24 protein-coding genes, 1 tRNA gene and 1 pseudogene are annotated in these 25,827 nt (G+C 69.3%); 9 read left to right on the top strand and 17 right to left on the bottom strand.

The window, feature by feature from the left end; genetic code table 11:
* Positions 1-6: 6 nt before the first annotated feature.
* The gene (locus ACN28I_RS04750; protein ID WP_420948566.1) at positions 7-2,205 is read right to left on the bottom strand and encodes a TonB-dependent receptor; all 2,199 of its coding nucleotides are present in this window, start codon (positions 2,203-2,205) and stop codon (positions 7-9) included.
* Between the two features lie 13 nt (positions 2,206-2,218).
* Complete coding sequence (locus ACN28I_RS04745) at positions 2,219-2,701, bottom strand: carboxypeptidase regulatory-like domain-containing protein (RefSeq protein ID WP_420940952.1); 483 nt, start codon at positions 2,699-2,701, stop codon at positions 2,219-2,221.
* Positions 2,702-3,027: 326 nt separating this feature from the next.
* Here ACN28I_RS04745 and ACN28I_RS04740 point away from each other — a divergent pair, with 326 nt between their 5' ends.
* From ACN28I_RS04740 to ACN28I_RS04730, 3 genes are read left to right on the top strand one after another with little or no spacing between them, the layout of a single operon-like run.
* A complete protein-coding gene (locus tag ACN28I_RS04740) occupies positions 3,028-3,615 on the top strand; it encodes a 2'-5' RNA ligase family protein (RefSeq protein ID WP_420940951.1) in 588 nt (195 codons plus the stop codon).
* A 13-nt stretch (positions 3,616-3,628) separates the two neighbouring features.
* The gene (locus tag ACN28I_RS04735) at positions 3,629-4,522 is read left to right on the top strand and encodes a transporter (protein ID WP_420940950.1); all 894 of its coding nucleotides are present in this window, start codon (positions 3,629-3,631) and stop codon (positions 4,520-4,522) included.
* A complete protein-coding gene (locus tag ACN28I_RS04730) occupies positions 4,519-5,235 on the top strand; it encodes a hypothetical protein (RefSeq protein ID WP_420940949.1) in 717 nt (238 codons plus the stop codon). The genes ACN28I_RS04735 and ACN28I_RS04730 overlap by 4 nt, the downstream gene beginning before the upstream one ends.
* A 22-nt stretch (positions 5,236-5,257) precedes the next feature.
* Here ACN28I_RS04730 and ACN28I_RS04725 read toward each other — a convergent pair whose 3' ends face one another.
* The 4 genes from ACN28I_RS04725 to ACN28I_RS04710 form a co-directional block, all read right to left on the bottom strand.
* Positions 5,258-6,046, bottom strand: coding sequence for an ABC transporter permease (locus ACN28I_RS04725; RefSeq protein WP_420940948.1), 789 nt, complete (start codon positions 6,044-6,046; stop codon positions 5,258-5,260).
* 4 nt (positions 6,047-6,050) lie between these two features.
* Positions 6,051-6,821 carry an ABC transporter permease subunit gene (locus ACN28I_RS04720; protein WP_420940947.1) on the bottom strand — a complete coding sequence of 257 codons (771 nt, stop codon included), beginning with the start codon at positions 6,819-6,821 and terminating at the stop codon, positions 6,051-6,053.
* Positions 6,818-7,552, bottom strand: a complete 735-nt coding sequence (locus ACN28I_RS04715; RefSeq protein ID WP_420940946.1) for an ABC transporter ATP-binding protein — start codon at positions 7,550-7,552, stop codon at positions 6,818-6,820. Before ACN28I_RS04715 ends, ACN28I_RS04720 begins: the two co-directional genes overlap by 4 nt.
* Before the next feature lie 237 nt (positions 7,553-7,789).
* Complete coding sequence (locus ACN28I_RS04710; protein WP_420940945.1) at positions 7,790-8,245, bottom strand: TetR/AcrR family transcriptional regulator; 456 nt, start codon at positions 8,243-8,245, stop codon at positions 7,790-7,792.
* Positions 8,246-8,396: 151 nt separating this feature from the next.
* Here ACN28I_RS04710 and ACN28I_RS04705 point away from each other — a divergent pair, with 151 nt between their 5' ends.
* Positions 8,397-9,218: an alpha/beta fold hydrolase gene (locus tag ACN28I_RS04705; RefSeq protein ID WP_420940944.1), complete on the top strand. Its 822-nt coding sequence runs from the start codon at positions 8,397-8,399 to the stop codon at positions 9,216-9,218.
* A 56-nt stretch (positions 9,219-9,274) separates the two neighbouring features.
* On the opposite strand, the gene ACN28I_RS04700 is transcribed toward ACN28I_RS04705, so the two are convergent.
* The 4 genes from ACN28I_RS04700 to ACN28I_RS04685 form a co-directional block, all read right to left on the bottom strand.
* Positions 9,275-9,829 carry a hypothetical protein gene (locus ACN28I_RS04700; protein WP_420940943.1) on the bottom strand — a complete coding sequence of 185 codons (555 nt, stop codon included), beginning with the start codon at positions 9,827-9,829 and terminating at the stop codon, positions 9,275-9,277.
* 15 nt (positions 9,830-9,844) lie between these two features.
* A complete protein-coding gene (locus tag ACN28I_RS04695) occupies positions 9,845-10,789 on the bottom strand; it encodes a hypothetical protein (RefSeq protein WP_420940942.1) in 945 nt (314 codons plus the stop codon).
* Positions 10,790-10,963: 174 nt separating this feature from the next.
* The gene (locus tag ACN28I_RS04690; protein WP_420940941.1) at positions 10,964-12,523 is read right to left on the bottom strand and encodes a hypothetical protein; all 1,560 of its coding nucleotides are present in this window, start codon (positions 12,521-12,523) and stop codon (positions 10,964-10,966) included.
* Between the two features lie 220 nt (positions 12,524-12,743).
* On the bottom strand, positions 12,744-13,325 hold the full coding sequence (locus ACN28I_RS04685) for a hypothetical protein (protein ID WP_420940940.1): 582 nt from the start codon (positions 13,323-13,325) through the stop codon (positions 12,744-12,746).
* Positions 13,326-13,409: 84 nt separating this feature from the next.
* Between ACN28I_RS04685 and ACN28I_RS04680 the strand changes: the two are divergent.
* The 4 genes and pseudogenes from ACN28I_RS04680 (at position 13,410) to ACN28I_RS04665 (ending at position 17,829) form a co-directional block, all read left to right on the top strand.
* Positions 13,410-14,229 (top strand): annotated as a pseudogene (locus tag ACN28I_RS04680) (ABC transporter ATP-binding protein).
* Positions 14,226-15,008, top strand: a complete 783-nt coding sequence (locus ACN28I_RS04675) for an ABC transporter permease (protein ID WP_420940939.1) — start codon at positions 14,226-14,228, stop codon at positions 15,006-15,008. The pseudogene ACN28I_RS04680 and the gene ACN28I_RS04675 overlap by 4 nt, the downstream one beginning before the upstream one ends.
* A gap of 40 nt (positions 15,009-15,048) precedes the next feature.
* A complete protein-coding gene (locus tag ACN28I_RS04670) occupies positions 15,049-16,086 on the top strand; it encodes an ABC transporter substrate-binding protein (protein ID WP_420940938.1) in 1,038 nt (345 codons plus the stop codon).
* Between the two features lie 510 nt (positions 16,087-16,596).
* The gene (locus ACN28I_RS04665) at positions 16,597-17,829 is read left to right on the top strand and encodes an MFS transporter (RefSeq protein WP_420940937.1); all 1,233 of its coding nucleotides are present in this window, start codon (positions 16,597-16,599) and stop codon (positions 17,827-17,829) included.
* A 17-nt stretch (positions 17,830-17,846) separates the two neighbouring features.
* Here the strand turns inward: ACN28I_RS04665 and tesB are convergent, their stop codons facing one another.
* The 6 genes from tesB to ACN28I_RS04635 all read right to left on the bottom strand — a co-directional run bounded on the left by tesB (position 17,847) and on the right by ACN28I_RS04635 (position 23,715).
* Positions 17,847-18,716 carry an acyl-CoA thioesterase II gene (gene tesB, locus ACN28I_RS04660; protein WP_420940936.1) on the bottom strand — a complete coding sequence of 290 codons (870 nt, stop codon included), beginning with the start codon at positions 18,714-18,716 and terminating at the stop codon, positions 17,847-17,849.
* 926 nt (positions 18,717-19,642) lie between these two features.
* Positions 19,643-20,230 (bottom strand): protease, encoded by a 588-nt coding sequence (locus tag ACN28I_RS04655; RefSeq protein ID WP_420940935.1) that lies wholly within the window; start codon positions 20,228-20,230, stop codon positions 19,643-19,645.
* Between the two features lie 83 nt (positions 20,231-20,313).
* Positions 20,314-20,871 carry a M35 family metallo-endopeptidase gene (locus tag ACN28I_RS04650; protein ID WP_420940934.1) on the bottom strand — a complete coding sequence of 186 codons (558 nt, stop codon included), beginning with the start codon at positions 20,869-20,871 and terminating at the stop codon, positions 20,314-20,316.
* A 733-nt stretch (positions 20,872-21,604) separates the two neighbouring features.
* Positions 21,605-21,943 carry a hypothetical protein gene (locus tag ACN28I_RS04645; RefSeq protein WP_420940933.1) on the bottom strand — a complete coding sequence of 113 codons (339 nt, stop codon included), beginning with the start codon at positions 21,941-21,943 and terminating at the stop codon, positions 21,605-21,607.
* A 62-nt stretch (positions 21,944-22,005) separates the two neighbouring features.
* A complete protein-coding gene (locus tag ACN28I_RS04640; protein WP_420940932.1) occupies positions 22,006-23,442 on the bottom strand; it encodes a methyl-accepting chemotaxis protein in 1,437 nt (478 codons plus the stop codon).
* 196 nt (positions 23,443-23,638) lie between these two features.
* Positions 23,639-23,715, bottom strand: a tRNA-Asp gene (locus tag ACN28I_RS04635).
* A gap of 283 nt (positions 23,716-23,998) precedes the next feature.
* Between ACN28I_RS04635 and ACN28I_RS04630 the strand changes: the two genes are divergently transcribed.
* Entirely contained in the window at positions 23,999-25,333 is a 1,335-nt protein-coding gene (locus ACN28I_RS04630; RefSeq protein ID WP_420940931.1) for a hypothetical protein, read from the top strand.
* Here the strand turns inward: ACN28I_RS04630 and ACN28I_RS04625 are convergent.
* A complete protein-coding gene (locus ACN28I_RS04625; protein WP_420940930.1) occupies positions 25,246-25,815 on the bottom strand; it encodes a hypothetical protein in 570 nt (189 codons plus the stop codon). The genes ACN28I_RS04630 and ACN28I_RS04625 overlap by 88 nt on opposite strands.
* Between the last annotated feature and the right edge of the window lie 12 nt (positions 25,816-25,827).

The following is a 25,827-nucleotide window of genomic DNA, read 5'->3' as shown; positions in this document are numbered from 1 at the left end:
CCGCGATTACAGGCGCGCGGTCAGCGACAGCATGAGGCGGCGCGGGAGCACCGGACGGGCGAGGAAGATGTCCGGCACGGCGCCGATCGACTCATCGACGCGCGGGTTGCCCTCGGTGAGGCCGATGCTGTTGAGCGCGTTGAAGAGCGACAGATCCAGGGTGAAGTTCTCGTACGTGTAGCCGGCGCGGACGTTGAACTGGCTGAAGCCGGGCAGGTCCACCGTGTTGGCGTTGTTCGAGAACCGGTGCCCCACGTAGCTCCAGTTGATGCCGAGGCTGGCGTCGCCCCACATGAAGGTGCCCGTCACATCGCCGATGACCTGGGGGATGCGGCGGATGCGGTTGCCGGAGAAGTCGTTCTCGCCCTCGTTGAAGTCCCTGTAACGCGGGTCCTGCAGCGTCAGCATGCCCTGCGCACGGAAGAACTTGACCGGCTGCACCGCGGCCTCGAGCTCCAGACCCAGCGTCTGCGCCTTGCCCGCGTACGAGGTGATGAAGCGCGTGTCCCCCGTCACCGGATCCACCCGGGCGTCCTGGCTGGGGAAGTTCTCGATCTGCATCCAGTAGGCCACGGCCGCCAGGGCGTACCAGCTCGCGCCCAGCTTGATGCCCGCCTCGTTCTGCCACAGCGTCTCCGGCGTCCGGGGGAACGTCTCGTCACTCGGATCCGTGGCGGTGAGGTACTGGTCGAGCAGCGGCATCTTGTAGCCGCGGCTGCTGCGCACGTAGACGGAGGCCAGATCGGAGAGGGCGTAGTTCACGCCGCCCGAGACCGCCCAGTCGGTGAGCGACACGTTCACCTGCTGGAACCTGCCCGTGCCGAACAGCGCGTTGTCGTCCGCGTTGGTGGTGGGATCTCCCAGATCGAACGAGGCCGTGCGCTCCACGTTCTGATGGAACGAGTTGCGCTCGAGACGGCCGGCCAGGTCGATGCGGAGCTTCTCGCCGATCTTGACCTCATCGCCGAGGAAGGCCGCCGCGATGGTCGCGTCGCCCGTGCCGTTGGTGTAGTTGCTCAGGTAGCGGCGGAAGCCGTTCTGGGTGACGTTGCGCACCACGGCGCCGGTGCCATCGAGCACCTGCAGATCCAGCATGTTCGGACGGCTGCGCACGTTGGTGACGATGTCGTTGAAGTACCAGCGGTTGTCCGCCGTGTAGTAGCCGAGGTAGAGGCCACCGGAGAGCGTGTGCTCGGTGGGGCCCAGCGAGCCGTACTTGATGAACCGGAGCTGGTTGGACACGTTGCTCATGGGCTTGTTCACCAGCCACTGGCCGCCCAGGTTCACCAGGTTGTTCGGCGTGGCGCACCCGCCGGTGCCGAACTCCGGGGAGCCGGGCAGGTTGGTGCAGGTGAGCCGGTAGGGCGTGCCCTCGCCCACGACGGACCGGGCCCACGAGTCCGCGTCCCGCAGCTCGAACGGCAGCATCGCGTTCCAGCTATGATCCATCTGCATGGCCCGGAGGTTGTTCTGCACCTCGAACCGGCCCTCGGGGAAGTAGAGGCGGAGCTCGGCCATGGCGGAGCCGCCAATCTGCTGCTGGCCGTTGTCCAGCGGGAGGTTGAGCAGGCCCGCCCCGCGAGGCAGCGGCACCTGGGCGTTCACACCCTCGGGCGAGGTCAGCGTGCCATCCGTCGGGAAGCCTTCCACGAAGTCATAGCCCGTGAGCTGGCCGCTCCCACCGAACCGGCCGCGCAGGGGCAGCGGGAGGTAGAAGGTGTTCCGGTCGTTGAGGTACTTGAACGTCACGCGCGCGTGGCCGTCCACCTTGTCCGTGTTGAAGGTGCGCAGGAGGCTGCCCTTGAACTGGCCGCCGTTGGACGCCGGGAAGCCCGGGTACCGCACACCATTGTCGAAGCGGTAGAAGCCGCCGACGGAGAAGCGCCAGTCGTCCCCGAGGGGGCCGTTGATGTTGCCGTCGAGGCGGTACAGCCCCGCCGTGGCGGTGGAGGCCCGGAGCGTCCCGGCCAGCTTGTCGCCGCCCGTCTTGTTGATGAAGTTGACGACGCCACCGGGCGCGTTGCTGCCATAGAGGGCCGAGGTGCCGCCGCGCACCGCCTCCATGCGCTCGATGTTCTCGTCCACGCGGAAGAAGATGTCGTTGTTGACGAAGAAGAGCTCCGTGGAGTCGAAGACGGGCATGCCGTCCTCCATCAGCGCCACGTAGCGGTAGGAGCCATCCGCCGGGAGGCCGCGGACGAACAGGTTGCCGCCGACCTCACCGCCCGAGCTTCTCCACGTAGAAGCCGGGGACGATCCGCATCAGGTCCGCGGTGTTGCGCGGCATGCGGGCCTTGATCTCCTGCTCGTTGAGCGTCGAGATGGCCGTGCTGGAGCGGACCTTCCGGTCCGGCGTCTGCGCCGTCACGACGATCTCCTCCACCGCCAGGAGATCCAGCTCGAGCGAGAAGTTGGCCTGGACCGGCGCATCCTCTCGCACCGTCACCTTGCGGCTCTGGCTCATGAAGCCCTCACCCCTCACCTCCAGGGTGCGCTCACCCGGAGCCAGGCCCGTGAGCGTGTAGTTGCCCTTCATGTCGGTCTGGACACTCTGCTTCGTGCCCCGCACCGCCACGACGACACCCCACAGCGGGTCTCCATAGGCCGCGGTGACCTGTCCCTGCACCGTTCCGCCCTGCCCCTGCTCCTGCGCGGGAGCCGGAGCCGGCGCGGGAACCGGAGCCGGAGCCGGCGCTGGCACCGTTGCGCCGGGCTCCTGCGCCCATGCCGACTGCCCGGGAACTCCCACGAGCGCAATTGTCATACATCCGACAATCACTCGCTGCCTCACCGCGCCTTGCGTGCTCCGCACTGCCTGGGGAACGCCTTTCAACCTGCTCGACCTCATCAACGGATTGCCTCCTGTTCAGAGGAGCGGACGTCCCCCCACAACCGCGCTCCTGAGTGGTCGGCGGAGGCTAGCAGACGTCTCACGTCTTTCTGTCACTCCTGAACACCTGAAACACCGCGTCATGGAGCGGCTCGGGAAGATCAGGGCACGCTGACCCCTTCCTGGAGACAGAGGCCATGGCGAATCCAGCGTGGACCCACCGGACGGCGCTCGTCTTCATTCCTCCCGCCGAGGTCTGGCCGCCCATCCAGGCGATCCGCCGCGAGCATGATCGTCAGCTCCAACGCTGGATGCCGCATGTCACCCTGCTCTACCCCTTCGCGCCGCGCGGCGAGCTGCCCGGGCTGCTGCCCGCGCTCGAGGCCGCCTGCGCCGCGCTGAGCCCGTTCGAGGCCGTCCTCGCCTCGTTCCAGGTCTTCCAGCACCGCGCGGACCGGAGCACCCTCTGGCTCGCGCCGGAGCCCCGCGAGGCCTTCACGCGTCTCCAGGCCGCGCTCCAGGCGGCCGCCCCCGAGTACGCCCATACCTCGCGCTTCTCGGGAGGTTTCACGCCGCACCTCAGCGTGGGCCAGTCGGGGAGCGCCGGACAGGTCTCGGAACTGCTGGCGCGGTTGAGCGAGACCTGGACGCCCCTCGTCTTCCAGGCCGCCGAGGTGAGCCTCATCGCGCGCGAGGGGAATCGTCCGTTCGAGGTCGTACGGACGCTGCGGCTCGGAACGGGCCGCGACAACTCGCCGCAGGGGGTGAGGTTTCCTGGCCGTTAGAGTGCGCCGCGACATGTGGAAGTCCTGCCTCGCCACCGCCCTGCTCGCCGCTACCCTGCTCGTTCCCCTGGAAGGGCGCGCCTGCGCCACCTGTGCCTGTGGAGATCCCACCCTCACCTCCATGGGCACCGAGCAGCCCTTCGCGGGACGTCTGCGCTTCGCCAACCAGGTGCGCGCATGGGGCCTGACGACCGGCCAGGACGCCGTGGACGCCGTCTCCCTGCGCGAGCTGCGCATGGATCTCTCGGTGGCCTACGCGCCCCTCTCCTGGCTCTTCCTGTCGGCCACCCTGCCCCTGCAGACCCGCTCGTTGCAGCAGGTCAGCCTCGCCCGCGAGACGGCGTGGGGACCCGGGGACATGGAGGTCGGCGCCAAGATCTTCGTCTACCGCGATCGCGCCTTCTCACCGGATCACCTCGTCGGCCTGCTCGTGGGCGCCCGGCTGCCCACCTCGCCCACCGTGCGCGACGCGGATGGCCGCCCGCTGTCGCTCGATGCCCAGCTCGGCACCGGCTCGCTGGATCCGCTCCTGGGACTCTCCTACTCGACCTTCCGCGGCGACTGGTCCTTCCTCGCCAGCGCCACGGGCTACCTCCCCACGCGCGGGCGCGAGGGCTTCCGCGCCGGAGCCTCCCTGCGCACCACCCTGGCCGCGCAGCTACAGCCGGGCCCGCGCTGGGCCCTGCGCCTCGCCGTGGACAGCCGCCTCGAGGGCCCGAGCGATCTCCGCGGCGTCCCGGATCCCGTGGGCAGCGGGGTCCTCGCCTTCGTGTCCCCGGATGTGCTCTTCAGCCCCGTCACCGATGTGGTGGTGGAACTCGGGGTGCGCGTGCCCGTCCTCAACCTCCTGCACGGGAACGTCCGCCAGAGTCCCATCCTCCAGGCCGCCGTCGCCTACGATCTATGACGTCCCGTTCCGCTCCCGTCCTCCTGCTCCTGGCCCTCTGCGCGTGCGGCGCTCGCGAGGAAGGCATCCGGCTCCACCTCGGGCTCGACTTCCGCCCCACGAGCCCGGCGCTGGCGGAAGGCTTCGCGCGCCAGTTCACCAACAGCCAGGGAGACCGCATCACCCTGGACCGCGCCCACATCACCCTGAGCAGCGTGGAGATCATCCCCTGCCAGACGAGCAGCGCGTGGCGTTGGCTGCGCAGGCTCTCCCCCATCGGCACGGCCGAGGCGCACGAGGCCAACACGCCCCGGCGGCTGGGCACGCCACACGTGAGCGGCCTGGAGCGACCGGATGGCGAGCCCTGGGCGCTGGGCACCCTGCAACCGCCGCCTGGAAGCTATTGCCGTGCCCGCCTCGTCTTCGCTCCGGCGGACGCGGACGCCGAGGGGCTGACGCCCGGAGTGGACATGGAGGGAAGGACGCTGCTGCTGGAGGGGCGAGTCCTCCCCGCCAGCGGAGGACCCGAGCGGCCCTTCCGCCTGGAGTCGGCCAGCCTCACCAACGCCGAGGTGTGGCTGGAGGGGCTCTCCCTCACCCCGGACGCGCTGGAGGCCAGCCGCACCCTCCACCTGGCCTATGACCGGTGGCTGGACGGCGTGGACCCCGCGTCGCCCGGGGCCGCCGAGCAGGTGCTGCGCAACGTGGCCGGCTCCGCCACGATCGGCCCCTGAGCAGCCCCGGGTGGATGCGGGCTCAACGCAGCTCGGCGCGCTCGAACACGCGGGTGCCGAGCGCGAGCGCCCCCCACGAGCCCACGAAGGCCACGGCCAGCGCGATAGCCGTGACGAGCGGCACCGACGCGTTGTACCAGAGGAAGTTCGGTCCCACGACGATCAGGTCTCGCAGCCGGTCGCGCCCCTCGTACACATCCGGACGGTAGAGCAGCAGCGCGGTCGGGACCATCGGCAAAACCCACATCGCGAACGCGATGAGGAGTCCCTGGAACGCATCGCGCACCAGGAGCAGCGGGATGACGAGCACGCAGAGCAACAGCACCGCCAGGGCCGTGAAGATGAGGCCCGCGCCGATGGCTCCCGCGACGCTCACGTTGGCACCCTCGCCCGTGAAGGGCCGCACGACGAGCCCCAGGACCAGGGACTGCACCACGCCCACGGCGGTGGAGGCGAGCAGGATGGGGCCCACCCGGGCCATCAGGAAGGCGCGGCGGGAGATGGGCTTGCTGAGCAGCATCTCGAGGGACCGGTTCTCCCGCGGCTCGACGAGGGCCCGCATCAACCCCGCGGCACCGCCGAAGAAGACCATGAGGTAGATGCCGATGTATTCGTTGACCAGGATGACGGCGCCCATTCCGCGGATCAGGAACGCGCGCTCCATGAAGGCGATGACGGGGGTGGGAAACAGCGGCATGAACATGGCCGTGAAGACGACGATGGCGATGCCCACGAGCAGGGACACGACGGGCAGCCAGCCGAGGGCATGGCGGGCCTCGATGAGGCGGTAGCGGCGAAGAGGGGCCTGCATGGCGTCACACCTCCATCTGGCGCACCCGGAGGGCGCCGAGAGCGAGTACGGCCGCGTTCATCCCCACCAGGATGGCGATGGGCGTCAGCACGTGCCCGGGGCGCAGATCATCCACGTGGCCGAGCACGGAGATGCCATGGCTGAGCGGGTTGAAGACGGAGATGCCACTCCAGGCGGGGTTGTAGAAACCGATGAACGCCATGCTCACGAGCATGCTGAGCGCCAGCAGGCTGACGAGCCCCGCCATGGCCCGCTTCTGGATGAGCACGGCCATGAGGGCGCTGAAGCAGACGGTGAAGAACGCGGCGAAGAGGTGCACCGTCATGGAGGCGAAGAAGAGCCCCGGGCGGAACCCCGGCAGGCTCCGGGCGATGATCGGCCAGGCGGCCAGATGCGTGCCGATGTAGAGCACCCCCATGACGGCACAGGCCGACAGCGTCCGTGCCAGGAAGTACGAGGCGGGTGAGATGGGTTTGGACAGCAGCACCGCGAGCTGTCCTGTCTCGCGCTCGCGGATGAGCAGGCTGCCCGCGAGCACCACCCCGAGGATGAGGATGCACTTGTTCATCGCCAGATCCGTCCAGATGAACAGGAAGAGGATGAAGGGATCCGACGTGGAGAACCACCCCTTCAAGGCCGAGAGCACGTGCTCGGGCGGTTTCGCCGCGACGAAGGGCATGGAGATCGCCGCGTAGATCATCATGCCCGCGGCCAGCCAGGTCTTGCGCTCGCCGAGCGTGGCCCGCATGTCGAGCCAGAGGAAGCGCGCCTTCATGCGGCCCTCCGCGCGAGCGACAGGTAGAGCTCGTCCATGTTCGCGGAGCGGTGCTCGCTCTTGAGTGCCTCGACCGGGCCGAAGGCGACGAGCTTGCCCTGGTGCAGCGCCGCGACGCGTTGGCAGAGCGTCTCGATGTCCGACAGGATGTGGCTGGAGAAGAGCACGGTGACGCCGCGCTCGGAGGACAGGCGGCGCAGGTGCTCGAGCAGCTCGTGGCGGCCGAGTGGATCCAACCCGGAGGTCGGCTCGTCCAGCAGGAGGATGCGGGGCTCGTTGATGAGGGCCTGGGCGAGCCCCACCTTCTGCGTCATGCCGGTGGAGAAGCCGCCGAGCTTCCGGTCCGCCGCGGCCTCGATTCCGAAGAGCTGGAGCAGCGACTGGATGCGCGTCTCGGCCACCTCGGCGTCGAGGTCGAACATGGCGGCGACGTAGTGGAGGAACTGGCGCGCCGTCATGTGGGCCGGGAGGGCGTAGCTCGCGGGGAGGAAGCCGCACTGGCGGCGCACCTCGAGGCTCTCGCGCACCACGTCGTGGCCGAGCACCCGGGCGCTGCCAGAGGTGGGGCGCGTGAGTCCGAGCAGCATCCGGAGGGTGGTCGTCTTCCCCGCGCCATTGTGCCCCATGAAGCCGAAGATCTCTCCGGGCTCCACGTGGAAGCTCACTCCATCCACGGCCCGGACGGCACCGTAGACGCGGGTGAGCCGATCGATCTCGATGGCATGCTGCATGGCATTACCTCTTGGAGCCGCGGCCCGGGCTCTTGCCCGGGGATGGCGGGGTGGGTGCGGGCGCGGACAGCCCCGCGATGAAGATGTCGACGACGCCGTCGAGCAGGCGCTCGCGGGAGATGCGGTCTCCCGTCGTGATGCAGCTCGGTGTGGTAGTGCAGGAAACGCAGCGCCCCCAGGACGAAGGGCACCACCTCGATGTCCAGATCGGCGCGGAACTCGCCCCGCGCGATGCCGTCACGCACCCAGCCGCGAATCATCTCGATCTGGGCATCCGCCTTGCGCGGGTTGTCGCCGGACTCGGCCAGGGAGCGGAGCACCGCCACCTCGGGATCCTCGCGGACGATCCGCTCGAACAGGACACTGCGGGAGAAGCTCGCGGTAGGCGAAGCGCAGCGTGGCGCGCAGCCGCTCGCGGGGTGACTCCAGCGGCAGCACCTCGGCGGCATACCGGCGTCCGATCTCCTCGAACAGGGTCTCGATGACCGCGTGGAGCAGGACCTCCTTGCTCTCGAACTCCAGGTAGACGGCCCCCTTGGCGATACCCGCCTCGCGAGCGATGTCCTCGATGCGGGTGCGGCGGAAGCCGAAGCGCTCGAAGTGGCCCCGGGCCACCTGGAGGATGCGCTGGCGCCGGACCTCGGCGGATGAGCGGCCGGCGGGCGCGGCCGGTGGGTTGGAGGATGCTGCCATGTGGACATCATGACCGGATTCGGATTTCCGGTCAAACGGTCACGAATGTCCAATCCCCGCCAGGGCTTGAACGGTCACGGCGGAGAATGGAGCGAAAGCCGGCGCGTCTGATTACCCTCGCCACCTTCGCTTACCCGGTGGGGGACCAATCATGGCGATGCTCACGACGAAGGACGGCACGCAGCTCTATTACAAGGACTGGGGTTCGGGTCAGCCGGTGGTGTTCAGCCACGGCTGGCCGCTCACCGCCGACGCCTGGGAGGACCAGATGGTCTTCCTCGCTTCCAACGGCTTCCGCACCATCGCCCACGACCGGCGGGGCCATGGCCGCTCCAGCCAGCCGTGGAGTGGCCACGAGATGGACACCTACGCCGACGATCTCTCCGAGCTGATCACGAAGCTGGATCTCCAGAACATCATCCTCGTGGGCCATTCGACCGGCGGCGGCGAGGTGACGCGCTATATCGGCCGGCACGGCACGAGCCGTGTCGCCAAGGCGGTGCTGGTCGGCGCGGTGCCGCCCATCATGCTCAAGACCGCCGCCAATCCCGGCGGACTGCCGATCTCGGCGTTCGACGACATCCGCAAGGGCGTGGCCGCTGATCGCTCGCAGTTCTTCAAGGACCTGACCACCCCCTTCTTCGGCGCCAACCGGAAGGACTCGAAGGTCACGCAGGGCATGCGCGACAGCTTCTGGATGCAGGGCATGATGGGCGGCCTCAAGCCCCTGCTCGACTGCATCAAGGCCTTCTCCGAGACCGACTTCACCGAGGATCTCAAGAAGTTCGACGTGCCGACGCTGATCATCCACGGCGACGACGACCAGATCGTCCCGATCGACGCCTCGGCCCGCCTCTCCGCGAAGCTCGTCAAGGGCGCGACGCTGAAGATCTACCCCGGTGGCGATCACGGCCTGGCCGCCACCCACAAGGAGCAGCTCAACGCCGACCTGCTCGCGTTCGCCAGGGGCTGAGACAACACCGGAGCGGTGGAACGAACCCACCGCTCCGGACGAGGCCTGAAGCGCGGCTACTTCGCCTCGGGTGCGGGGCGCGGGGCACTCCCGGCCGGCGGCTGCGGCGCGGCGGGAGCCTCCGGGGCGGGCTTCACCGCGAAGGGGCTCCGGGGCCGGTCCTTGGCATACGGATCGGCCTGGGAGATCAGCCGGGAGGACGTCTGCTCCGCCCACGCGGAGAGCCCGCCCGTCTCCACCACCGAGGCACTCCGGCCGATGACCTTCTTGGCCTTCAGGTCGATGAGGCGCAGATCCACGGCGAGCCGTCCGGGGGACACCGGACGCAGGCGCAGGTGCACCAGGCGCGTGGCACCCGAGAGCCCGGGCGCCGCCAGGAGGCAGCGCGGATCATTCTGACACCCCGCGCCCCGGGACTTGAGGTAGCCGCCCAGGTCCACATGGGGTGCCTCCAGACGGGAGCCGAGCGTCCGCCCCGCCTCGAGGGCCACCTTCTCCAGACCGGGGGCCGCGGTGGACACCACCGTCAGGGACGAGGCGGGGGCGGCGGACGGACCGGGAGGAGCCGGGTCCGCCGAGAGCAGCAACAACGTGAGTGCGGTGAGCATCATCGGCGCACCCTCCCCTTACCAGCCATAGCTGGTCACGAGCCCCAGCGTCGGCCCGCCGCCTCGCGAGGCGCGAGCCTGATAGCCGGCCTGGAGGCCGAGGGCGAAGGCGTCGGTGAACAGATAATCCACGCGGTAGAGCAGCCGCACACCGGTGGGACCCGAGGGCACGTTGGTCACCTGCGCCGCGGCGCTCATGGGGAAGCGGCGCACCGTGTCCCAGGCGAGCCGGATCCCCGCGGAGCCGCCGAGGCCTCCGGTGTACTCGCCCTCGAGCTCCACGCGAGCCCCATTGGGCCGGCCGAGGCGCACCCTGCCGCCGATGCCCGCCGAGAAGCCCGTGGCGTTGCCTCCGAGCGACAGGCGCACGGCGAGGCCGAAGTACGGGTTGAAGCCGATGTCCACCTCGGAGAAGCCATAGTCGAGGCCCGGGCGCAGCTCCGGCAGGACCTCTCCCTCGCGGGCGAACAGGTTGAAGGGCGGCGTGTGCGCGCGCAGGTGGCCCACGCCGATGCGGATGGAGTCGATCCGCAGGCCGCCCACCTGGGTGAACAGGCGGTAGAGATAGTCCGCCTCCAGCCGGTAGTAGTTGTCCTTGTAGCGCGTGCCATTGAGCGTCTGGGAGCCGTAGTCCACGTACTCGGCGAAGGCGCTCACGCGGGAGCGCCGCTGCCCGTACACCTCCATCAGGGCCTCGCGCTCCAGCGTGTACTGGGGCACCTCGATGAGCACCGGGTACGGAGCGCCGGCGCTGGCGAAGCGCACCGTCTCCACGCCGTCGGTATCCCGGGCGGTGACGAAGTACTCCACGGGCACGCGCTGCTCGGGGGACAGGGCAATGACGGCCGCGTAGGTGCCATCGGCGCTGAGCCTCGAAGGGCGTCTGGCGGAAGTCCTTCTCGCCCTCGGCACGGTGGTGGGCGACGAGCGCCCCGAGGCGCCAGGCCGGAGCCACCTCGGCACGGAGCACGAGGTTGTTGCCGACCAGGACCTGGGCGGCGGGGACGTGGCGAACCTCGAGGGGTTCGGGAGGAGCGGCCGGCGTGGCACTGGCCGGCGGCGTCTGGGGAGCGAGCAACAGCAGAAGGCAGGTAACGGTGGAAAGAGTCATCATCGGAGGTGTTCTCCCTGGGTCCGCTACCAGTGGAAGGTGGTCCCCAGCCCGAAGCCGAGGCCGGAGTGGTTGATGTCACGGAGCTGGTAGCTCACGCGGCCGGTGACATCGAGCCAGGGGGTGACCGAGCGGCCCACGGTGTAGATGAGGCGCACGCCCAGGTCCTCGCCGATGGGCTCGTTGGTGACGACGACCTCGGCGCTCATGGGCCAGTTCTTCACGGCATCCCACGAGAGCGCGAGGCTGCCGCGCGCGCCGATGTCCGCGATGGTGGCGCCGCGGATCAGCAGGGACGTGCCCGTCTCGCTGCCGATGCGCAGGCCGAGGTCGAAGCCACCCTTGAGGCCCTCCCGGGTGACACCCGCGGTGCCCTTCACCAGCAGCGAGAGGGACGGGTGCATGCGCAGCTCGATCTCACTGAAGCCGTAGGTGTAGCCCACCTCCTGGCCGGGGACGCCCGTGTCGAGCTGATCCCTCGGGGTGCCGGTGCCCCGGTAGTTGCCGAAGCCCACGCGCACCGCGTGCACGGTGGTGTAGACGCGGTAGAGGAAGTCCGCCTCGAAGAGGTTGTAGACGTCGTTGCCCTTGAAGCGGTTGAAGTCGACGTACTCGTTGCTGACGCGCACCCGGCTGCGGTTGCGGTACTCGATGCTCTCGTCGCGGGGCGGCCGGCGGATGGTGATGTGCTGCGGCCTGGACGGGTTGCCCGCCGCGGCGAGCGTGGCGCCCGCGGGCTCCACCGCCTCGACGTAGTACTCGATGGCCGGCTCCACCGCCGAGCCCTTGGGCAGCGTGGCGCGGAAGTGGCCATGGGCCTCGGCGCTCATGTGCACGGTGCGGTAGGTGGGCGAGCCGCGCTCACGCCAGTGCACCATCACCGCGCGCGGCGTGGGACCGGCCAGGCTGGAGAGGGAGATGGTGATGAGCTCGTCGGTGAGCGCGCTGGTGGGGGCGCTCACCTTGAGAACGGGCGCCACCGTCGAGGCGGGCACCTTCGTCGTCGCGGACGCCACGGGCGCCTGACGCAGCAGGGAGATCTCCGTGCGGATGGGACCGGCCAGGTCCGACTGGGGCCAGTTGGAGAGGAAGCCCTCCCAGACCCTGGCGCGCTCGGCGGGCGGGAGCTTCAGGGCGGTGTTCCACGCGGTGCGCAGGGCGGTGCGCTCGGCGTCGGACGGGCCGCCGGTGGCGGACTCGGACGCCCCGGGAGTCTGCGCCTGGGCGGCCGGGCCCGGCGTGGTGGGACGCTCGCGGGGGGCGGGCGCGTTCACCGGCACCACCTCGTCACCCACCTCCATGCGGGAGAGGAGCTCGTCCGGGGCGGAGATGCGCGAGAGCGTCTCGCCCGCCTCCAGCACCACGGCCTCGCCCAGCAGGAACCGGTCGCGCAGCACCTTGCCCGTGGCCGGGTGGCGCGCCTCGATGACGCGGTAGACGCGCAGCCGTTCACCGGGCTGCGCCGTATCCGCGCGCCCGAGGTCGACGAAGGCATCCGCGCCCTCGATGCGCAGCACGTACGCCGGGGCTGGCGCCGCGAGGGCGGGAGCGGACAACAGCAACAGGAGGAGCGGGAGCTTCATCATCACCTCTCGGAGGCCCCGCGGGGCGGGACCGGATGCCCCAGGCGAGGGGCGAGCGTGGCTCTGCGGACTTCGTGCCAACCTTCGGACACCGAGGGTGCCCTCTGGGGCAGTGGCGCCAGGAACCCGGAGCCGGCACGAGGGCTTCTCGGCCGATGTGCAGAGCGGTTCACATCTGTGCAGGAGTGAGCGGGAAAATCCCCGGACTCATGGGAGGCCGCTTCTACCGGGCCTGGGACGCCGCCGCCAGACCCATGGCCTTGCGCACCATCAAGAGGAGCGCGAGCACCAGGATCGTGCTGTGTCCGAGGATCAGCGTCCCCAACTTCAACTGATGGAAGCCGACAAGAATGGTGGCGAGCAGCCGCGACGGAGGGGACGCCAGAAAGATGACGGTGAGCGCGGCCACGTTCTCCAGGAAGTCGAACAGGGTGGGGAGCAGGAAGAGCACGAAGCCGCGCCGTGCCTCGAAACGGGCGTAGACGGAGGGAAGGCCGTGGCGCATCAGCCAGGCCGCGGCGGCGCCGACGAAGAGTCCCCCGGCGGCGGGAAAGACGAAGTCCGTGGCGGCGAACCACGCGTACAGGCGGCGGGAGTCCCCGGTGTAGAGGGGGAGCTGGGCCAGGACCCCGGCCACGTCCAGGTCATTCTGCATGTCGAAGGTCTGGAACCCGCCCGTCACCGCGGCGAAGGCGTGGTTGATGCGGAAGAGCCCGAAGAACGACAGGCAGAAGACGAGGACGGCCGCGATGAACGCGAGCGGAGACCTCGAGAAGCGGAGAAGCAGACCCTGGAGTCGCGGCATGGAGCCACGAGGCTAGGCGATCCGAATCCCCCACACGAGGGGTTGGCCGCGAGCGCGCCGGGCGGTTAGAACCCGGTTCCCCTCATGGTTTCCCCCCCTCCGGCCCCCTCCCCTCCATCCACGCCCGGCCCTGGCAGCGAGGGCGTCCGCGTGCGGATCTCCGGGCTCCGGCGCACCTTCCCGGGGGGAGTCTCCGTGCTGGACGGAATGGACCTGGACGTCGCCGCGGGCTCCTTCGTGGCGCTGGTGGGCCCCTCCGGCTGCGGCAAGTCCACCCTGCTGCGCCTGGTGGCCGGGCTGGACAGGCCCGACGCGGGCACCCTCACCTTCTCCCCTCCCCTCGACCGGACTCCGGGCGCGCGCACGCCCATCGCCTACGTCTTCCAGGATGCGCACCTGCTGCCCTGGCGCTCGGTGTTGCACAACGTGGCCCTGCCCCTGGAGCTGGCCGGCGTCCCGGCACCGGAGCGCCAGGCCTCGGCCCACGCCCTGCTGCGGCAGGTGGGTCTCGGCGACGCCACCTCGCGCTACCCCGCCGAGCTTCTCCGGCGGCATGCGCATGCGTGTCTCCCTGGCCCGGGCGCTCGTCACCCGTCCCCGGCTGCTGCTGCTGGACGAGCCCTTCGCCGCCCTGGACGAGCTCACCCGCAACCGGCTGGATGATCAGCTCCTCGCGCTGTGGAAGGAGCTGGGGATGACCGTCCTCTTCGTCACCCACTCCCTGTCCGAGGCCGCCTACCTCGCCGAGCGCGTCCTGGTGCTGTCACGCAGGCCCGCGCGGGTGATGTTGGATCGGCACCTGGCCCTGCCCCGCGAGCGCCTCCCCGCCCTGCGCGCGGATCCGGATTTCGCCCGGGAGATGGGCCTGCTCCTGCAGGCGCTGGAGCGAGGAGAAGCCCCATGAAGACCGCCTTCCTCCGCGCGGCTCTGGCGCCCCTGGGCGCGCTCGTCATCGTCCTGGCCCTCTGGGAGACCGTGACGCGCGTGCTCGGTATCAGCCCCATCGTGCTGCCGCCCCCCTCGGCCATCGCCCTCGAGGCGAGCCGCGCCGTGGAGCCCCTGTTGAGCGCGGCGCTCTCCACCGGCCGCTCGGCGCTGGTGGGCTTCGGGCTGAGCGCGGCGGTGGGCGTGCTGGCCGCCATCGTCCTGTCCTCGTCACGGGTGCTGGAACGGGCGCTCTACCCCTACGCCCTCTTCCTGCAGATGGTGCCCATCATCGCCATCGCTCCGCTGCTGGTGGTGTGGTTCGGCCATGGAGCGCGCGCGGTGGCCGTCGCCTCCTTCATCGTCTCCGTCTTCCCCGTCATCGCCAACACCCTCACCGGACTGCGCTCGGTGGACCCCTCGCTGCGGGACATGTTCCGCCTCTACGGCGCGCGCCGGGTGGCCACGCTGTGGAAGCTGGAGCTGCCCGCCTCGCTGCCCCACCTGTTCACCGGCCTGCGCGTGGCCTCGGGCCTGTCCGTCGTCGGCGCCATCGTGGGCGAGTGGGTCGCCGGAGTCGTCGAGGGCGACGCCGGGCTGGGCATCCTGGTGCTGGCGTCCAACCGGCAGGGGAACACGGCCCGGGTCTTCGCCGCCGTGCTGGCGGCCTCGGCGTTGGGACTGATGTTGTTCGGCGCGGTGAGCCTCACCGGCGAGCGCATGTTGCGGCGCTGGCACCCATCCGCCTCGGGCTCGTGAGGGCCCCATCCCCTTCTGTTTCTTCCGGAGGAAACCGCAAGTGAGAAGACGTCTCGTCGGATTGCTGGGGAGTCTGGTGCTGCTCGCAGTGGCGGGGGCGTGCTCGCGCTCGAAGGAAGGCGCGCAGCAGGCCGGGGTGACGGACGCGGGAGGCACGCAAGCGGCGGCACAGAGCACCCGGGTGAAGCTGGCCCTCAACTGGGTGCCCGAGCCCGAGTTCGGCGGCTTCTATGCCGCGCGGGACATGGGCGAGTTCAAGCGGCACGGGCTGGAGGCGGAGATCCTCGGCGGCGGGGCCGGCGTTCCCGTGGTGCAGATGGTGGCCTCGGGACAGGTGGAGTTCGGCATCGTGGGCGCGGACGAGCTGCTCACCGCCCGGGCGCGCGGCGTGGACCTGATTCCGCTGTTCGCCGTGTACCAGAAGTCGCCGCTGGCCATCATGGCGCACGCCTCGCGTGGGGTGAAGGGCATCCAGGACGTGCTCGCCTCGGGGACCATCGCCCTGGAGCCCGGCCTGCCGTACGCCGTGTACCTGAAGAAGAAGTATGGCTTCGACAAGGTGAAGGTGGTGCCCTACGACGGCGGCGTGGCGCAGTTCGTGACGAACAAGGACTTCGCGCAGCAGTGCTTCATCACCTCGGAGCCCATCTCGGCGCGCAAGCAGGGCGTGGAGCCAGCGGTGTTCCTGGTGGCCGATGAGGGCTTCAACCCCTACGTAGCCGTGGTCGTCACCCGCCGGGAGATGTGGAAGGAGCAGCCGGAGCGGGTGAAGAGCTTCGTGGCCGCGGTGCGCGAGGGCTGGCGCGCCTACCTGGAGAATCCGGCGCCGGCCAACGGGGTGATGGCGAAGCTGAACACCACCCTGGACGCGGAGACGTTCGCGGCGGCGGCGCAGGCGCAGAAGCCGCTCATCGAGACGGAGGAGACGCGCACCAAGGGCTTGGGGACGATGAGCCGCGAGCGGTGGGAGACGCTGGGGCGGCAGCTCGTGGAGCTGGGCCTCATGGAGAAGGCGCCGCCCGTGGACGAGTTCCTCCTGCCCGAGTTCACGCAGGCCTCCGGCAAGACCTCTCCGTAAGGCGCTGGTAGGTGACGGCCCGCTGGAGTGGCGCCCGCCAGCGCCCCTCCACCTGGACAACCCAAACACAGACACAATCACAGACACCAACAACAAACACAAACAGGCAAAACAAACATCAACACCACAAAGACAAACACAGACACAGCGCAATAAAGCAAATATCGAGCCAGACACAAAAAACAAATACTATCATTTAATCAATTGCAAGCAATCGACGCAAACATAGACACAAATCGCTGGCAATTAATGTATACCTATGCGACAAGCCATTTCACACACAAGCCACCACCCCAGCCCACATGCAGGGAAATGTAGGCATTGCATGCCAGACAAGGAGTGTGGATATGTCGAGAAATGTAGGCATGATGGGTTGAAAAACCGTCGCGGATGTCGCGAAATGTAGGCACGATATCCGTCTGATTGCGCGGTCGGGAACAAAGATATGCTGAAATGTAGGCATGATGGGGCTCCTACCGGATGCCCGCGAATCTCGAGGGAGGCACGTCCATGAGCCGCGCGCCGGAGCCCGCGTCCATTCCAACGGCGCCCCGCCCGGCGCTCCTCGCGCTGTCGTATCTGGCCTTCGTCAGCCTGGGGCTGCCGGACGCCGTGCTCGGCGTCGCCTGGCCGTCCATCCGCGAGACCTTCACCCTCCCGCAGGCGGCGCTCGGTGCCGTGCTCGCGGTGGCCGCCTCGGCGTACTTCACCTCGGGCCTGTTCGCGGGACGGCTCATGCGGACCGCCGGCATCGGCACCCTCCTGGCCGGCAGCACCGTGCTCGCCGCCACGGGAGTCGCCAGCTACGCGGCCTCCCCGGCCTTCGCCCTCTTCCTCGCCGCGGCCTGCGTCGTCGGGTTCGGGTCGGGCGCGGTGGACGCCGGGCTCAATACGTACGCCGCCCACCACTTCGGGGCGCGCCACATGACCTGGCTGCACGCCGCCTACAGCACCGGGGCCGCGCTCGGGCCGGTGCTCATGACGGCGCTCCTCACGCGCGGCGCGGGGTGGCGGGTGGGCTATGCCGTCATCGGCGGGGTGCTTGCGCTCCTCGCGGTGGCCTACACGGTGATGCGCCGGCAGTGGGACGGCGGGCCGGGCTCGAGCCCCGCCACGGCCGAGGCCCCGGCTCCCGGGAATGACGTCGCCCCCCAGATCACCGCGTGGGCCACGCTGCGCCGGCCTCGCGTCTGGTTGCAGATCGCCATCTTCTTCCTCTACTCCGGCGTCGAGGTCACCGCGGGCCAGTGGAGCTACACCGTCCTCACCGAGGCGCGCGGCCTCGGCACCGCGGTGGCCGGAACGTGGGTCAGCCTGTACTGGGCGGGCCTGCTGGCCGGGCGCGTCGTGCTCGGGTTCGTCGTCGAGCGGGTGGGCGCCGTCCGGATGCTGCGGCTCGGCACCGTGGGGGCCATCACGGGCGCGCTCCTCTTCGCTCTCCCGGCGGTACCGGCGGCCCTCGGGCTGGCGGTGCTCGGCTTCTCACTGGCGCCCATCTTCCCGGCCCTGATGTCCGAGACCCCCCGGCGCGTGGGCGCGGATGCCGCCGCGCACGCGGTCGGCTTCCAGGTGAGCGCGGCGACGGTGGGCGTCGCGGTCCTCCCGAGCGCCGCGGGCCTCGCCGGCGAGCGGCTCGGGCTCGTGGCCGTCGCGCCGATGATCCTCGGCATCGCGGTGCTGCTGGCCGTGGTCCACGAGGTGCTCGTCGCGCTCGCCGACCGCCCTGCCCCGGTCCGCGGCTGAGCACCGGGCGGCCGCGTTCAGCGCTTGTCCTGGCGCACGCGCACGAGGCCCTCCTGGGCCACGGACGCCACCAGCCGGCCCTCGCGGGTGAAGATGTGCCCGCGAGCCAGGCCGCGCGCATTGCCCGCCCACGGGCTGTCCATGGCGTACAGGAGCCAGTCGTTCACGCGCAGGTTCCCGTGGAACCACAGGGAGTGATCCAGACTCGCCATCTGCATGTTGCGCTGCATGAAGCTGGCGCCGTGCGGCTGGAGCGTGGTGGTGATGAGGTTGAAGTCCGAGGCGTAGGCGAGCACGTACTTGTGCACCTGCGGATCCTCCGGCATCACGCCGTCGGCGCGGAACCACACGTACTTGAGCGGCTCGGCCGGCTTGGGCTCGAAGGGATCGAAGAGCGTCACCGGACGGATCTCAATCGGCTTCGCGCCCAGGAACTTCTCGCGGATGCGCTCGGGGATGAGGTCCGCCTTGCGGCGCAGCAGCTCGATGTCCGAGGCGAGCTCCTCCGGTCCGGGCACGTCGGGCATCTTCGCCTGGTGCTCGTAGCCGGGCTCGTCCCCCTGGAAGGAGGCCATCATGGTGAAGATGGACTCGCCCTTCTGGATGGCCACCACGCGGCGGGTGGTGAAGCTGCCGCCATCGCGCACGCGATCCACGGTGTAGACCACGGGCAGGCTGGCGTCCCCGGAGCGCAGGAAGTAGCCGTGCACCGAGTGCACGTGGCGCTCGGGCATGACCGTCTGGCTCGCCGCCGACAGCGCCTGGCCGATCACCTGCCCGCCGAAGAGCTGCCGGTAGCCCAGGTCCTGGCTCACCCCTCGGAACAGGTTCTCCTCGATGGGCTCCAGCTTGAGCAGCGCCAACAGTTCATCCAGAACGCGACTCATCCCTTCTCCTTCTTCACCACATGGCCGCGGGCCTCTCGGGACCCGGGATGGTACGGATCCGTACCATGGAAACGGCGGGGCTTCGCCATGAAGAAGCATGGGTCTGGCCGGTGGAGCGCGCGCGAGGTGTCAGCGGAGGGCCCGTCCCTGGCCGAGCAGACAGCCAGGAGCACCGCGCGGGGCGGGGCGGGCAGAAGCCGGAGGGCGCTGCTGTTGGGCGGGGACCGTCAGGGTGGGCCCGTACACTGCCGTCCATGCGCCTCGGTGGCGAGGGACGGTGGTCCGGCCTGCTCCCATCACCCGCGGAGGAGACCCTTGCCCATGCGAATCCTGGTGGTACTCGCCTGCTTGATGGGACTGTTCGGAGCCCTTCCGGCCCACGCCTCGGAGCTCGAGGACGTGTTCGGCCGGGAAGTGCCGCTCGGACAGGGACGGCCGACGGTGGTGCTGTACGCCAACCGGGACACGCGCGAGGTGCTCCGGGAGCACGCCCTGCGCTTCGCCTATGACTTGCGCCGCCAGCGCCCCATCGTGGTGGTGCGCGTGGACCTGCGGGGCATCCCCGGCTTCTTCAAGGGCGCCGCGAACCGGGAGATCCGCAAGATCCACAACGACTCGCTCCACAAGGTCCGGGAGCTGTTCCTCTCGCAGGGCCAGCAGCCGCCCGCGGACCTGGAGCAGTCGCTGTACATGGTGGCCGACTCCAACGGGGCGCCGCACAGCGCGCTGGGGCTGGAGAAGGGCTTCCGCCAGGTGCTCGTCCAGGCGCTGGGGCCCCGGGGGCGGAGCTCGCACGCGGACCCTTCCCCGAGGCTTCCGGGGCCATCCACCGGGCGCTCACCTCGGCATCCCCGTCGCTCGTCAGCGCCATCACCTGGTAGCACCCTCGCGCCACGGCTCGCGCGAGGGTGGGACCGGAGCGCGGCTCAGGGAGCGGTGATCGCCGTCTCCACCGTGGGGCAGGACACCGGGCGGGGCTGGAGCTGCTCCAGGGAACGCGGCACCTCCGCCTGCTTCTCCACGACGTCCATGAGCTCGCCGTTGAACTCGATGCGGTAGCGCCCCGGCTGCGTCATGTCGTAGGCCTGGGACAGATCCACCTTCGCGTCCACCGACGCGCCGGGCGCGAGCGTCACGTAGGCCTCCGCGGACGGATTGCCCCGCTTCACCATCCGCCCCTTGAAGTCCACCTCGGTGCCGTCCCGGGTCACCTGGAAGTCCTTGCCCATCAGGCCCTCGAGCGGCGTGCGCCATGTGAGCACGTACAGCGGTTGCGCCGTGCGGTTGGTGAGCTGGAAGCGGAGCTCCACCGGCTCACCCGCGCGCACGCTGGGAGGCACGCTCACCACACACTCCAGGCTCGCTGCCATGGCGGGGTTCTCCTTCCGCGGCTCCGGAGCCGCCTGCGGCGCCGGGGCCGGCTTCGATTCCACGGTCTCCTTGCGCGGCGCACACGCGCCCGCACCGAACGTCAGACAACACAGCGCGACCCACTTGAGATGTCCACGAGTCATGGAACGGATGATCTCCTCCGGGAAAAAGAAAAACGGGAGCGTCTCCGCTCCCGTCTCTCACTTCTTCACCTCAGACTAGCCGCTTACTGCAGCGCGGGGGTGTTCTCGGCGAAGTACTCGTGGTTGTCCGCGTTATCCAGGGCACGGGTGGGGCTGGAGACCGCCAGGCTCTTGGCGGCGCTGTGACCGTAGGCGTGGTCATCCGTGGCGGCCACCACGTTGAAGTGGCTCATCTCGTGGACCAGCGTGCCGGCCTTGGAGTCCGTGCCCGTGGTGGGGGCGCTCCAGAAGGCGTTGCACACGTAGATCTTGTACGGCGAGGCCGGGTACACGTAGGCGTAGTAGCTGTCGTTGCAGCTGCAGTCGACCACGACCGCCGCGTTGGCCAGGGCGTTCTTGATGTTGGTGAAGTGGTTGCGCGCCGTGGTCACGTTGGTGCTCGAATACGTACCGAACCAGGTCTTGTAGCGCGTGGTGCTGGCGGTGATGCCGTTGAGGTAGGTGGACGCGTTGTTCGCGTACGTCCGGGCGGAGCTGAACGCCGAGGAGATCGACGACTGCTCGGTGCTGGTGCAGGCGCCGGAGAACGTCAGACCCTGGGCGGAGACCGTGCCCTGCGCCTGGAAGCTCGGGCTGGCCACTGGCGCGGCCCTCGATCCACAGGTTCACCAGGTTGGAGTCGAGCTGCGCGGCCTTGGTGATGACGGCGTGGTGCTGATCCAGCGAGGGCGCGGCGTAGCGGACGGTGTAGGCGCCGGTCTCGGAGAGATCATAGAAGCCGGACACGGGCGCCGAGCCCGTGAGGCTCTCGCCGGGAGCCAGGGTGATGTAGTCGTCGGCGGTCGGCGCGGCGCGCTTGATGTGCGGACCGATGTACTCCACGGGCTCGCCATTGCGCGTCACCTCGAACAGGCCCTCCTTGAGGCGGCCGTCCGGGATGTAGAACTTGAGCAGCCGCACGGGGGCGGACGAGAGGTTGGTGAGGGTGACCGTCACCGACACGTCCTCGCTGGCGCTCAGCGTGGCCTTGCTCACCGCCAGGCTCACCGCGACCTCGCCGGTGGCCTGTGCGCCGGCCTGCTCCGAAGCCGTCTCGAGTTCCTCCGGCGCACCACACGCGCCCAGCATGGACACTCCGACGATGCCCCCCACCAGCCACTTGAAACCGCGAACGCTCTTGCTCACGAGTGACTTCCTTTCAGAAACCGATAGCTCCAGGGCTAACCCGGTTAATCAGTTCTTATAGCAGAAGCCTGGATTTCGTCTACGTGAGACAAATCAGCGAAATATTAATTAATCATTTTTACTTTGAACACAAACATTCCCATGGCCGCAGCCGGCCCCTCCACCCCGCGGAGGCGGGCGGGGGGCGGACTACTCGGTGGCTTCCACGGGAGCGGCGGGGGGAGGACGGCAGTGGATGTTGTCGGGGCAGCGGCCCTCGGAGCGGGGGATGCAGCTCCCACAACAATCCATCTCATCGAGCTGGCAGCGGGGCGCGCACGGGCCGCAATCCACGGAGCCACCACACCCATCGGAGATGACGCCGCACCGGGCGCGGGCCTGCACGCACGAGCGCGGCACACAGGGCTGGCCCGCGTCCACCGCGTCCCGCGCCGGGCCTTGCGCCACGGGTGGGGAGGAGGGTTCGGAGCGGGCCGACACACACGAGGCGCCCGCGAGCCCCAGAGCCAGCACCCAGAGGTAGCGCACCACCCCTCCCTTCTGAAAACCCAGAGGCGGGAGCCGCCCCTGGGGTCCACACGGATCCAGACTCAGTTGGCGTTGCGCGCGTCGGCGTTGCGCGCGTCGAGGATGGAGGTGAGCTGCTTGGAGAGCTGGGAGAGCTGGTTGGCCGTCTGCAGCGTCTGCGCGGAGGTGGACTCGGCCTGACGCGCCGTCTGCGCCACCTCGAGGATGGCGGTGTTCACCTGCTCCACCGCCGTCGTCTGCTGCTGGGTGCTCAGCTCGATCTCACGGGCCACGTCCAGGTTGGCGCGCACCAGCTCGGCGATGCGCCGGAAGTTGCCGGCCACCTCGCCGAACTGCTTCGCGCTGCTCTGCACCGCCTTGGAGCCGTCCTCGGTGGCCATGATGGTGGTGTTGGAGGCGGCGCGGATCTCATCGATGAGCACGCGGATGTCCTTGGTGGCCCCACCCACGCGGTCCGCCAGCTTGCGGATTTCATCGGCGACCACGGCGAAGCGCTTGCCGTGCTCCCCCGCCCCGGCGCTCTCGATGGTGGCGTTGATGGCCAGGATGTTCGTCTGCTCGGCCAGCTCGTTGATGATGTCCAGGATGCCGCCAATCTCCTGCGAGCGCTTGCCCAGCTCCAGCATGTGATTGACGATGGCGTCCACCTGGCGGCTCACCACGTCGATGGCCTCCTGGGCCCGCAGCACCGTGTCGTTGCCCGTGCGGGCGGCACCGGCCGTGTCATCCGCCACGCGCGCCACCTGCTGCGCGCTGCCGGCGATCTGCCGCGAGGTGGACAGCAGCTCCTTGACGGTGGTGGAGATCTCCGTGGTGGCCGAGGCCTGCTCCCGCGCGCCGGAGACCTGCTGCGAGGCCGCCGAGTGGAGATCGGCCGACGAGCCCTGCACCTGCGTGATGGCCGTCTGCAGCCTGCGCTCCAGGCTCTTGCCGATGAGCAGGGCGACCAACCCGCAGAAGAACAGGAGCCCGATGCCATCGATCAAGAACAACTTGTCCAGGGCGCGGATCTCCTCGGCCTGATGTTCCTCGCGCTGGGCGAGGAGCTGCTCCTCCTGCTGACGCAGCTCCTCGGTGGCCGTGCGGATGCCGTTCATCATCCGGGTCATCTCCCCACTGCCGATGCGGGCCAGGGCGGCATCGAGGCCCTGCGTGCGGCGCACCTCGATGTTGGCGCGGTGAATGAACAGCTTCTGCTCGATGGCGGCCTTGAGCGCCTCCATGCGCCGCAGCTGCTCGAGGTCACCGGAGAGGGGCACGCGCAGGAGCTCGATCTCCTTGGACAGCGCGCCCTGCGCCAGGCGGTAGGACTCGAGCGAGGCCTCGCTGCCGGTGAGGATGTAGTCGCGGTGCGCCGCGTCCACGTCCTTGACGCTCGAGAGGACCCGCTCGAACTGGCTGATCGTCTGGTGGCTCCGCACCACCTGGGAGGCGGCATCCGTCAGGGTCTGGGTGCTCTGGCGGGTCAGGACGACGAACGCCCCGATCAGCGATGACATCAGGAGCAAACCCACGAGGAACTGCCGCCCCACTGTCCATCTGGAAAACATCGTCTCGTCTCCTCGACTGGGGGAGCGGAGGCTCCCGCAGCAGCGCGCCCCCGAGTCTACGTCAGCCGCGGAATTTCGGCGCGCCCACCGGGGGTGAGAAAAGGCGAAGGGCCCGGAACCGACTCGCGATTCCGGGCCCTTCTATTGGCGAGGAGTACGGGACTTGAACCCGTGGCCTCCGGCGTGACAGGCCGGCGTTCTAACCAACTGAACTAACTCCCCATATAGAGACGGCCGTGAGCGGGTTGCGCCCCCAGCGGCGTCGCTGTCCTGGCCTTATTAACCGATCGCAAACCGGTGTCAAGACTCAGGTTTCCTGGACCGGTTCCGTTCCCGGAGTCGCCTCGCCCGCCCCCTCCCCAGCGGTCAGGAGCACCCCGAGCCGCCCGGCGAGCGTCTGGACCTCCGGCGGCTGGAGGTCCGCCGGAACCGTGGCGCTCGCTATGCTGGTGGAGCAGGGCTCCCGCGACGAAGAGTCCCCGTCCCTGCCTTATGCTCTCGCCCCATGCTCGCCCCGCTCACCCGTCCTGAGTCCGCCCTCTTCTGGGTGGCGCCGCTGGACCAATCGACCGAGTTCACCCCGGAAGATCCGCTCGCGCTCGACTACCTCTCCCAGCAGGTGGGCCTGTGGCTCTTCGCGAACCTGACGACCCGGACCAGCCGGGCCCAGAACTACGCCGTGGTCCTCTATGGGCTCGATCTCGCGGACAAGGCGATCACGGAGTACCGCCTTGCCTCCGATGATGAGACCCGCGAGAAGCTGTTCGAACGGTGGGAGCGCTTCTGGGCGCTCGCCGTCCTCGAGTCCCGGGAGGGCAACCTGTCCCGGGGGGACCCGGATGCCATGCGGGGAGTGCTCGGGGCCAAACGCCACTGGCGCAAGGGCACCGGACCCCTGGGGCTCGACTTCAAGCTCATCTCCCGCCAGACGGAGCTGGGAAGCCTTGGCGCGTACCTCTCCTCGCTGCGCGCCTATCGGCTGGTCGTGCCCGGCACCCTACGGGTCAGTGCCGCGGGGCGAGACATCGTCGAGGCTTTCTGGGACGAGGCCGGCAATCCCCGGACGGGGAGCTACGAGTCCTATGCGCTCCGCGCGCTCGACCAGAAACACCCCCAGATTGACCGCAAGCACTCAGGCATCTCCCTGGAGCGCGTGGGAGAGCGAAGCCGGCTGACCGCGCTCGGAGAGCTCGGCCGCCGCCCGCAGCAGGCACGCCTCTGGAAGGCGCTCTTCGAAGGCGCGCACGACTACACCCTGACCCTGGCCGGATTCCTGCGCAGCGCCTCGAAGGCGGGCGTCGAGGAGCCTCGCGAGTTCCTGGAGGCCGCGCTCCAGCAGCGGTGGGGCCCCGTGGAGCCCGAGCTGCACGAGCAACTGGAGGTCGCGCTCCGCTTCGGGGACGTGCGCTGGGAGCTCCTCTCACGCTTCAACGCCATGTACGGCCACGTCTGGGAGTCGGGCTGGAAGGCCCGGCGCTCCGACACCGTGGCGAGTGCCTTCCCGCGGGCGGCGCTCGCCTCGCTTCAGACGGCCTGCCAAGCGCTTTACGACGTCGCGGGCAAACACCGCTTCCAGTCCCTGGACGTCCATGGGCAGCCCTTCCTCCGGCTGGTGGATTTCCTCCGCACGGCGGGACCCTCGGACGCCTTCGAAGCCATCTTCCGCTTCCACCAGGACGTTCAACGCAGTCGGCGCGGCGGGGGCTCCTGGATCCGGGAAGAAGGCGACCAGCTCGTCATGGGGCTCGCCTCCTACAGCGGCTTCCGGCAGGAACCGGACTTCCCTTCCTTCAAGTTCAACGTCGTTCGCCAGCTCATGCGCGACCTGGGGAAACTGTGATGAAGCTGCCCCGAGCCTCCGCCGTCGACCGGCTCGCGACGACCTCGCGCTGCCTTGGCGCTGTCTTCACGAGCTACACCTTCGACCCGGCCTTCTTCGAGGAGCAGCTCCTCGCCGCCGTGCTCCAGCTCGGTTCGGATCCACTGGAGCAGCCCGCGCGCTACCACGACGAGGCCCGCCGGGTGCTCCGGGAAGTTCCCGTCGCGTGCATCGTGGATGCCGGGATGCGCGAGCCCGGGCACCGCCTCCCCTATGACGTCCTGGAGGTCCACGGCCGGACCTTCCATCCCAAGGTCTCCCTCCTCCTCTATGAGGAGTTCGCCCGCCTCCAGGTAGGGTCCGGCAACCTCACCCGCGGCGGGTACGGGGGCAACACGGAACTCTTCTTCAACCGCGATCTGCGTTACGACGAAGGCCCCGACACGGCGACCCTCCTGGAAGTGGACCGATTCTTCCTGGCGCTCGCGGGGCTGGTGCGCCACCCGGGCACGCAG

Source organism: Archangium gephyra, assembly GCF_049060025.1.
Classification (GTDB): domain Bacteria; phylum Myxococcota; class Myxococcia; order Myxococcales; family Myxococcaceae; genus Archangium; species Archangium gephyra_A.
Note: the sequence above shows the minus strand (reverse complement) of the source record. Positions and strands in the feature narration are given on the sequence as shown.

What these genes read in the sequence shown, in the direction of transcription:
- ACN28I_RS04665 (WP_420940937.1), top strand. Translation starts at nt 16,597, where the DNA reads ATGAGCCGCGCGCCGGAGCCCGCGTCCATTCCAACGGCGCCCCGCCCG.
- ACN28I_RS04735 (WP_420940950.1), top strand. Translation starts at nt 3,629, where the DNA reads ATGTGGAAGTCCTGCCTCGCCACCGCCCTGCTCGCCGCTACCCTGCTC.
- ACN28I_RS04700 (WP_420940943.1), bottom strand. Translation starts at nt 9,829, where the DNA reads ATGATGCTCACCGCACTCACGTTGTTGCTGCTCTCGGCGGACCCGGCT.
- ACN28I_RS04675 (WP_420940939.1), top strand. Translation starts at nt 14,226, where the DNA reads ATGAAGACCGCCTTCCTCCGCGCGGCTCTGGCGCCCCTGGGCGCGCTC.
- ACN28I_RS04630 (WP_420940931.1), top strand. Translation starts at nt 23,999, where the DNA reads ATGCTCGCCCCGCTCACCCGTCCTGAGTCCGCCCTCTTCTGGGTGGCG.
- ACN28I_RS04720 (WP_420940947.1), bottom strand. Translation starts at nt 6,821, where the DNA reads ATGAAGGCGCGCTTCCTCTGGCTCGACATGCGGGCCACGCTCGGCGAG.
- ACN28I_RS04705 (WP_420940944.1), top strand. Translation starts at nt 8,397, where the DNA reads ATGGCGATGCTCACGACGAAGGACGGCACGCAGCTCTATTACAAGGAC.
- ACN28I_RS04710 (WP_420940945.1), bottom strand. Translation starts at nt 8,245, where the DNA reads ATGGCAGCATCCTCCAACCCACCGGCCGCGCCCGCCGGCCGCTCATCC.
- ACN28I_RS04640 (WP_420940932.1), bottom strand. Translation starts at nt 23,442, where the DNA reads ATGTCATCGCTGATCGGGGCGTTCGTCGTCCTGACCCGCCAGAGCACC.
- ACN28I_RS04740 (WP_420940951.1), top strand. Translation starts at nt 3,028, where the DNA reads ATGGCGAATCCAGCGTGGACCCACCGGACGGCGCTCGTCTTCATTCCT.
- ACN28I_RS04685 (WP_420940940.1), bottom strand. Translation starts at nt 13,325, where the DNA reads ATGCCGCGACTCCAGGGTCTGCTTCTCCGCTTCTCGAGGTCTCCGCTC.
- tesB (WP_420940936.1), bottom strand. Translation starts at nt 18,716, where the DNA reads ATGAGTCGCGTTCTGGATGAACTGTTGGCGCTGCTCAAGCTGGAGCCC.
- ACN28I_RS04715 (WP_420940946.1), bottom strand. Translation starts at nt 7,552, where the DNA reads ATGCAGCATGCCATCGAGATCGATCGGCTCACCCGCGTCTACGGTGCC.
- ACN28I_RS04690 (WP_420940941.1), bottom strand. Translation starts at nt 12,523, where the DNA reads ATGATGAAGCTCCCGCTCCTCCTGTTGCTGTTGTCCGCTCCCGCCCTC.
- ACN28I_RS04655 (WP_420940935.1), bottom strand. Translation starts at nt 20,230, where the DNA reads ATGACTCGTGGACATCTCAAGTGGGTCGCGCTGTGTTGTCTGACGTTC.
- ACN28I_RS04730 (WP_420940949.1), top strand. Translation starts at nt 4,519, where the DNA reads ATGACGTCCCGTTCCGCTCCCGTCCTCCTGCTCCTGGCCCTCTGCGCG.
- ACN28I_RS04725 (WP_420940948.1), bottom strand. Translation starts at nt 6,046, where the DNA reads ATGCAGGCCCCTCTTCGCCGCTACCGCCTCATCGAGGCCCGCCATGCC.